Annotated in this window: 11 protein-coding genes and 1 pseudogene; 5 read left to right on the forward strand and 7 right to left on the reverse strand. The window is 44.6% G+C overall.

Annotated features, from left to right (window positions below):
• A pseudogene (locus tag PX482_RS24765) lies at nt 1-404 on the reverse strand (RNA-guided endonuclease TnpB family protein); the annotation flags it as partial.
• A gap of 174 nt (nt 405-578) precedes the next feature.
• A complete protein-coding gene (locus PX482_RS24770; protein WP_002756869.1) occupies nt 579-986 on the reverse strand; it encodes a hypothetical protein in 408 nt (135 codons plus the stop codon).
• Between the two features lie 48 nt (nt 987-1,034).
• Between PX482_RS24770 and PX482_RS24775 the strand changes: the two genes are divergently transcribed.
• The 3 genes from PX482_RS24775 to folE all read left to right on the forward strand — a co-directional run bounded on the left by PX482_RS24775 (nt 1,035) and on the right by folE (nt 3,753).
• Nucleotides 1,035-1,940 carry a hypothetical protein gene (locus PX482_RS24775; protein WP_288123156.1) on the forward strand — a complete coding sequence of 302 codons (906 nt, stop codon included), beginning with the start codon at nt 1,035-1,037 and terminating at the stop codon, nt 1,938-1,940.
• A 336-nt stretch (nt 1,941-2,276) separates the two neighbouring features.
• The gene (locus PX482_RS24780) at nt 2,277-3,005 is read left to right on the forward strand and encodes an SDR family oxidoreductase (RefSeq protein WP_002756865.1); all 729 of its coding nucleotides are present in this window, start codon (nt 2,277-2,279) and stop codon (nt 3,003-3,005) included.
• Nucleotides 3,006-3,054: 49 nt separating this feature from the next.
• Nucleotides 3,055-3,753: a GTP cyclohydrolase I FolE gene (gene folE / locus PX482_RS24785; RefSeq protein ID WP_002738197.1), complete on the forward strand. Its 699-nt coding sequence runs from the start codon at nt 3,055-3,057 to the stop codon at nt 3,751-3,753.
• A gap of 103 nt (nt 3,754-3,856) precedes the next feature.
• Here the strand turns inward: folE and PX482_RS24790 are convergent, their stop codons facing one another.
• On the reverse strand, nt 3,857-4,495 hold the full coding sequence (locus PX482_RS24790; protein ID WP_002756863.1) for a phosphoribosylanthranilate isomerase: 639 nt from the start codon (nt 4,493-4,495) through the stop codon (nt 3,857-3,859).
• A 120-nt stretch (nt 4,496-4,615) separates the two neighbouring features.
• On the opposite strand from PX482_RS24790, the gene psaK reads away from it, so the two are divergent.
• On the forward strand, nt 4,616-4,882 hold the full coding sequence (gene psaK / locus PX482_RS24795; protein ID WP_002756861.1) for a photosystem I reaction center subunit PsaK: 267 nt from the start codon (nt 4,616-4,618) through the stop codon (nt 4,880-4,882).
• A 167-nt stretch (nt 4,883-5,049) separates the two neighbouring features.
• Entirely contained in the window at nt 5,050-5,163 is a 114-nt protein-coding gene (locus tag PX482_RS24800) for a CopG family transcriptional regulator (protein ID WP_288094683.1), read from the forward strand.
• Nucleotides 5,164-5,254: 91 nt separating this feature from the next.
• Here the strand turns inward: PX482_RS24800 and PX482_RS24805 are convergent, their stop codons facing one another.
• The 4 genes from PX482_RS24805 to PX482_RS24820 form a co-directional block, all read right to left on the reverse strand.
• The gene (locus PX482_RS24805) at nt 5,255-5,413 is read right to left on the reverse strand and encodes a hypothetical protein (RefSeq protein WP_288087270.1); all 159 of its coding nucleotides are present in this window, start codon (nt 5,411-5,413) and stop codon (nt 5,255-5,257) included.
• Between the two features lie 16 nt (nt 5,414-5,429).
• Nucleotides 5,430-5,657 (reverse strand): hypothetical protein, encoded by a 228-nt coding sequence (locus tag PX482_RS24810; protein ID WP_002756856.1) that lies wholly within the window; start codon nt 5,655-5,657, stop codon nt 5,430-5,432.
• Between the two features lie 540 nt (nt 5,658-6,197).
• Nucleotides 6,198-6,725, reverse strand: coding sequence for a DUF3011 domain-containing protein (locus PX482_RS24815; protein WP_002756854.1), 528 nt, complete (start codon nt 6,723-6,725; stop codon nt 6,198-6,200).
• Between the two features lie 145 nt (nt 6,726-6,870).
• On the reverse strand, nt 6,871-7,042 hold a 172-nt coding region (locus tag PX482_RS24820; protein ID WP_271931852.1), incomplete at its 5' end, for a photosystem II protein D2.

Raw genomic sequence — 7,042 nt, forward strand, 5'->3', positions numbered from 1 at the left:
CCATACCAACGGCATTTATAGGCTAATTGTCGGGTGATTTCTCCCCAGCTTACATCAGATATTGCCTGAGATAATTTCGGGTTTTTGACCAGATTCTTGACGGCTAAATTCTCAACCACAATCGTTTGGTTTTCCCGAACTAATTGAGTGGTTAGCTTGTGTAAATGGTCTTTTCTGCTATCGGTGATTTGAGCGGCAATTCTGGCTACTTTGATTCTCGCTTTTTCTCGATTCTTTGAGCCTTTTTTATTCCTAGAAAGGCTTTTTGGGTCCTTTCGCAGTCTCCGATAATGCTTTTAAAAATGCTTAGGATTAGATACTTTGTCGCCATCGCTGGTAATCACGAAGCTACTAATTCCTAAGTCAATTCCAATGGCTTTATCTGTTACTGGTAAGTACCTAAGCAAAATTAATTACACATATCTAACCACCTCTTGCCTCTTGCCTCTTGCCTATCTTCACTAGGAAATTAATTTTGCACGACTACTTAACAGTAAAGCCAACCTAGAAAGACGGGGTTTCAGACCCAAAATTTTCGATGATCATAGACTATAGCAAAACCCCCGGGCTTTTTCTGGTTATTTTACTAAATAGCTGCGCCATTGCGAGGCAACTTCTTCCAGTAAACGCCAAGTTTTACCCTCGATCTGTCTTTGTAAATAAAGATCAAAATTGTTGTGTTGTTTGGTATCTTTTTGATGGGGCAATTGTAGAGTTAGATCGTAATCTCCCTGCAAGTGATAAGCGGGCAAATTGCCCACATAAAGCGGTTCCAGACTGGTGACATTAATTTTAGCAATTTTTACCTGCGGATCATCGATATGTAAAGATTGACTAAGGCGATCGGATGTGTGACGAAATTGTAATAAAAGGGCTTTGGCGACGATTTCTCCGTCGGGGGCAAATTCTTGCGGGGGAGTGACACTACCACAAGCAGTCAGGAAGACAAGGAAAATACTGGTTAAAAAACCGAGAAAACGGCGCATAGAATGATATTTTGAAAAAGAATGGCAGCGGGTTAAGAAGAATTAATTATGACTCAACCAAATGAGCGAGAGAATTTCAGCCAAGCAGAAACAGTGATCCGACTACAAGAGGCGATCGAGCAGTTAAATTCGATCGTTTCCCAACTTAACACGGGAACGGGGATAGTGTTACCCCCAAAAGTTGCTGTTGATAATCTTCTTAACTCAACGCAACAGTTAGCCGCTGCTTTAAAACCAGACGAATTCGCAGGAGTTGAGCAAAGTTTAACCGCAGATTCTCCAATCGAAGCAGCGGAGGGAATCGACGATATTTTACCAGATTTCGAGCAGGTGGAAGGGTGGTGGACGACGATTTTGAGCAAAATTCGCCGACTTTTACCTGGGGGAATTAGCGAAAAAATTCCCGATTGGTTAATTACCGGCTTGTTAACAGGAAGTTTAGTCACTATCCTATTAGTAGCTGTGGTCAGTTTACCGAAAAATCCGGCGGAAATTGCCGAAAATATGCCTGAAGTTGTCTCTAGTCCTTCCCCGGCTGCCGGGGAAATTATCGAAACTCCCCCAGAATTAATCGCACCAGAGGCACCGATTCCCGTCCCGATTACCAAAGCAAAACCGCGATTAACTCCCGAACAAAGTTTAGTCGCAGCCATTCAAGCGGAAATTACCGATTTAACTGCTCGTTATCCCACCGGGATTATTTCTACCGTAGAAGCGGACTTTTTGGCTAGTCGTCTAGTAGTTATTTTGGGCGATAATTGGTATAGTCTGGAGGCATCACAACAGGATAAATTGGCTAATTCGGTTTTTCAACGTTGCCAAACTCTCGATTTTCGGCGCTTGGAAATGAAGGATAACGAAGGAATTCTCCTCGCTAGAAGTCCCGTTGTCGGCGATCGAGTGGTGATTGTCAATCGCACTCAACCCACCGCTGCCATCTCCTCCGGTGAGTAGTTTTCAGCGCAGGGGGAGGGAGTTTCAAGGCAGCCTCAAGAATTCTCGCCCACCAGTCCGCTTTTTCCCCTCGCTGGTTAGATATCTAAATATACACAAAAATTAGTGATCCCTGACTTAACAGTGCTATAATTGGCTAGGTAAAATTTTGTAACGATTTTTAATCTTGAACCTACCCGATAGTCAATGCTTCCCCCCGCCCGGGTGGGCCGCAGCAATTTTGGTGCGAGAAAAATTGCTCCGATCTAACCCAACTCCCTTAAACCTTTCTAGGGTCCCCCTAACCGCCAAAATTTTGCCCTAACTACCAAGAATTAAGAGATTTCAAACTATACCATGAACTCTGTTATTCGTCAACAGCGAGCGCTGATCACCGGAGCCAGTAGCGGCATCGGCAAAGAAACCGCCCTCGCTTTCGCCAAGGCGGGAATTAATCTGGTTTTAATCGGTCGCGATCAGCAAAGATTGGCAACCGTGGCGGGAATGGCGGCAGATTTAGGCGTATCAGCCCAAGCTTACCCCTTAGATTTGGCAGATATCCCGGAAGTAGCTCCTAGTATCGCTAAAATCGCCCAAGAATCCGGACCGATCGATATCCTGATCAATAATGCTGGCATGGGTTACACAAACTCCTTGGCTGACACACCTTTGTCAGACTGGCAGCGGGTGATCGATCTCAATTTAACCAGTGTTTATCAGTGTGTGCAAGGAATTTTACCTGCCATGCGTCAACAGGGGGGAGGCACGATCGTTAACGTTTCCTCGATCGCCGCCGATAATTTCTTCCCTGATTGGGGGGCCTATAGTGTCAGCAAAGCGGGATTAGTGGCATTTTCTCGCATTTTAGCGATCGAGGAGCGGGCTAACGCCATTCGCATCACGATTATCATCCCCGGGGCTGTCAATACTCCCATCTGGGACAGCGATAGCGTCAAAGCAGATTTCGATCGCTCGGCCATGTTAACCCCGGATATCATCGCTGAGGCCATTCTGCAAGCGGTGTTACTGCCCAAACAGGCCGTAGTGGAAACGATGACCATTATGCCCAGTGCGGGGGCATTATAACCCGAAATACTTCTATTTATCAATCAATTCGCCTACAGGCCTCTTCATTATGACCATAGCTTCTTCTAACGGTTTAAACGGTAATTTAACCGACGCTATTCAAGCACGCGTGACCACTCGCCCCGATCGCAACACCCACAATGGCAAAACCGCTCAAATTCATCCAACTTCCGACGAAAACAAAGAACAGATGATGGATGCGGTCAGAAATATCCTGATCTCGGTGGGGGAAGATCCCGAAAGAGAAGGTTTATTAAAAACCCCCAAACGGGTGGCCGAAGCGATGCAGTTTCTCACCCAAGGCTATCAACAATCCCTAGAAACCCTCGTTAATGGTGCGATCTTCGATGAAGGTCATAATGAGATGGTATTAGTGCGCGATATTGACTTTTTTAGTCTCTGTGAACATCATATGTTACCCTTCATGGGGCGGGCCCACGTTGCCTATATTCCTAACCAAAAGGTGGTCGGATTAAGTAAATTAGCCCGCATTGTGGAAATGTATTCCCGTCGTTTACAGGTCCAAGAGCGCCTCACCCGTCAGATTGCCGAAGCGATTCAAGAAATTCTCGACCCCCAAGGGGTTGCCGTCGTCATGGAAGCAACTCATATGTGCATGGTAATGCGCGGGGTGCAGAAACCGGGATCCTGGACTGTCACCAGCGCCATGTTAGGAGTCTTCCAAGACGAGCAAAAAACCCGCGAGGAGTATCTTAACCTGATCCGTCATAAACCCAATTTCTTCTAGTCAGGGAAATGGGGACATGGGGAAATGGGGACATGGGGAAATGGGGGAATTCAACTAAAACCCTAAAACCCTAAAACCCCAACAACCAAAACCTTCTAACTGATCACTGATCCCTGAATTTTTGCAGTCGCTCTAGCAAGAGGGCGACTTTTTTGAGGTCTTTATCACCAGGCGATCGCTCAACGCCGCTAGAGACATCAATACCCTGGGGGTGCAGCCGAGTTAAAGCTTCACTAATATTATCGGGGTTGAGTCCTCCGGCCAGAAACCAGGGCAAGGGGGGCGAAAAACTGGCTAAGGCTTGCCAGTCTAAGGTATGTCCCGTACCGCCGAGCAATTGGGGATGGTAGGCATCTAACAGTAAAGTATCGACGCTATTGAAGTAAATTGCCGACTTTTCCCAACTTTCTCTGTCTTTAATCCGTAAAGCTTTGATAATTTCCCGGTCGGGTAATAATTGCCGCAACCTTTGGCAATATTCAGGAGATTCCCTACCATGTAACTGCACACTTGTCAAGGGGGTTTTAATAATTATTTGCTGAATAATTTCCGGTTGCTCGTCGGCAAAAACCCCGATAAAATCAATTTTGTCGGGTACTGCGGCGATAATAGCGTTAATTTGCTCGATTTTGACGTAACGAGGCGAACTAGGTACGAGGATAAAACCTAAAGCCGTAGCTCCGCAAGTAGCGATCGCTCGTCCTTGGTCCGGTTGGGTAATGCCGCAAATTTTAATTCGCATTTAATCTTATTCACAAAACGTTACAAAAACTGTTAAGTATTCAAACAAAAAGCAGTTTCGGGTCAAGAGCTTTTTATAATGCCCTGTGGTTAACAAAATCTTATCAAGACTGGAGCGCAAATGATCCCTTCCGCCTTACTTTTAGCCACTGCTCAAACCATTCCCTGGAATTTATCCGTCGGCATTACCATGACGTTAGCTAACCTAGTAGCGTTCGTTATCGGTTATTTTGCTATCCAAAATACTGGGGCCGGCCCTGCCTTACCCTTGCCGCAGTTAGCCTCGAAAAAAAGCTTCGGTCTGCCGGAATTATTGGCTACCATGAGTTTTGGCCATATTCTCGGTGCGGGACTGGTTCTCGGTCTTTCTAACGCGGGTATTCTCTAATCAGTAATCAGTGATCAGTAAACCTCAGAGAGAGGAGTAAGGAGCCAGTAGTCAGTAGTCAGGAGAACTAAGCATAAAGAGATTTTAGCCAACTTCATCCCTATTTTTCCCATTTTTGAACTCTCAAAAGTTAATTATGCCAGAAGTCTAGTAATCGTCCAGAGCGGGTGATTATTCTGGCTGCTGGAGAGAAAATTAAGAAAGCAGTGGACCAAGTCGAAGTTGGAGACTTTGCTAACAAAGAAGAAGCAGTATTTGCTAAATTAACTCAGGAAAGTTAGATGGCTGCGGAAAGAAGTATCGAAAATAATTGATAAATGCGAACGTTGCTAATCGCTGAATTAATCGTAAATATTGCCTCTAGAGTTAATCTCATAAATAAAGATTTCGTCTGTCTCCTTTTAACTCACCTTTAAGTTTTTTGATATCAAGTTCTTCAGGGGGATAAACGTTTTGAGTTTCAAGGCAGGTTTTGAGAATACCAATTTTAGTCAAAACAGATTTTCGGCTATTGGCATCTAGTTTCTCCAAAAATTTATTGGCTGATCTACTGATCCTGATCTTCACGATTAAACCAGCCTGTAATATCAACGAAGCCGTCGTCTTTGTAATCAACAGGATTAAAGGTTGCTTCTATGTCAGCTTGTTCTATATCATCAACATAGGGAATCAGCATCTCGAAGAATTTAAACCACTCTTCCCGCATAACTTCGCGGACGCTTTCCTTGATGATGGTTTTGAGCATTAGAGCATCTAAGGTGTTTGCCGGCTCCATATATTTTCCTCCAATCTACTTGAATTCTAGCAGCAGATCAAGAAAACGGGTTTCTTACAGCAGCTATCTTAATGATCAGGTAGGCAGTTTTCGTTTTGGGGAGTCGGTGGTCGATACCAAATTAGTTTACACTTCATCTTGATGAGCAACGCTGTACCCCGAACTGAAGTTAAATACAGCCAATAGATCGTAAAATTTAGGAAGTTATTATGTTGATTTTTAAGGCTTTTTTGTCAGCCTAGTAAAATTTGGTTAAGCAACTAAGTAAAAGTGAGCGATCGATGCTAGAGAAAACACCGATGACGATGATGGATTTCTTTCGCAAAAGCGAAGGATTTTAGTTTTCTCAAGCTACTGTTCGAGGCAAGTCAAGAGATTGGGAGAGATTCAGGTAATACAAGGATAGGCGGTTAAAGTGCGTCTTAGCTTACCTGATAACGTTCTTAAAATCTATCTTCAGCAAAAGTTACTCATTTTAGCTATCTAGCTATATAAATAAGTAACTTTACAAGGTTTTAGATAGAGTTTTGGTTTCTATATTTAACCCCGATCCTCACAAACAAAGTCCACTACTCGATCGATTTCCCGGGATGAGCGGATGCGACGACTACCGCTGCCAAGTTCGCCACCACGACAATTAGCCCACCAACGCTCGCGACTGCCATTAACGATCGCATCAAATTCTCTAATTCTGCCACTATCATAATAACTGCGGCGATCAACGACAAAACGACCGATATTGGGGAGGCGAAATTCTTCGTAAACATTACCTTCCCAACCGCCACCAACATTACCGTGATGGTCGTCGGTGCGTACCTCAAACTCGCCCCGACAACCATTTCTGACCACAATATTGCCGTTTTGGAAATCCCAATTACCCTCACAGGGAGCAGCGGAGCGAGTGCGGGTTAATCTCACCTGGGCCCATCGAGCATTGACGGGACAGCGAGTAGTGCGACCGCTTTGACTTTCACAATTAACTCTCATGGTTCTGGCCGCTGCTGGCTCGCTCCCTAGGGGACAAATTAGCAATAAACCCAGACTAGATAATAAAATTTGGCGAAACATTGTCTCTATCTCCAAGAAATTCTCTAGTTTATCTTACAGGGGTATCCAGAAAATGAGTAGTAGTGCTTGAAGTGCCTTAATCAACAAAAAAGAAGGGTGATTTAACTTCACCCTTCCCCCTATTCGGTAAATTTTCTTGCCATCCTTAGAGAGCGTTACCGCGAGGTAATACTTCTTCAGGGAAGATAAAGTTTTCGTGGGGTTGGTCTTGGGGAGCCATCCAAGCTCTCAGACCTTCGTTAAGCAGAATATTTTTAGTGTAGAAGGTTTCAAATTCCGGGTCTTCCGCCGCTCTCAATTCCTGAGAAACGAAGTCA

This window comes from Microcystis sp. M53602_WE12, from assembly GCF_030065455.1.
In the GTDB taxonomy this organism is placed as follows: domain Bacteria; phylum Cyanobacteriota; class Cyanobacteriia; order Cyanobacteriales; family Microcystaceae; genus Microcystis; species Microcystis aeruginosa.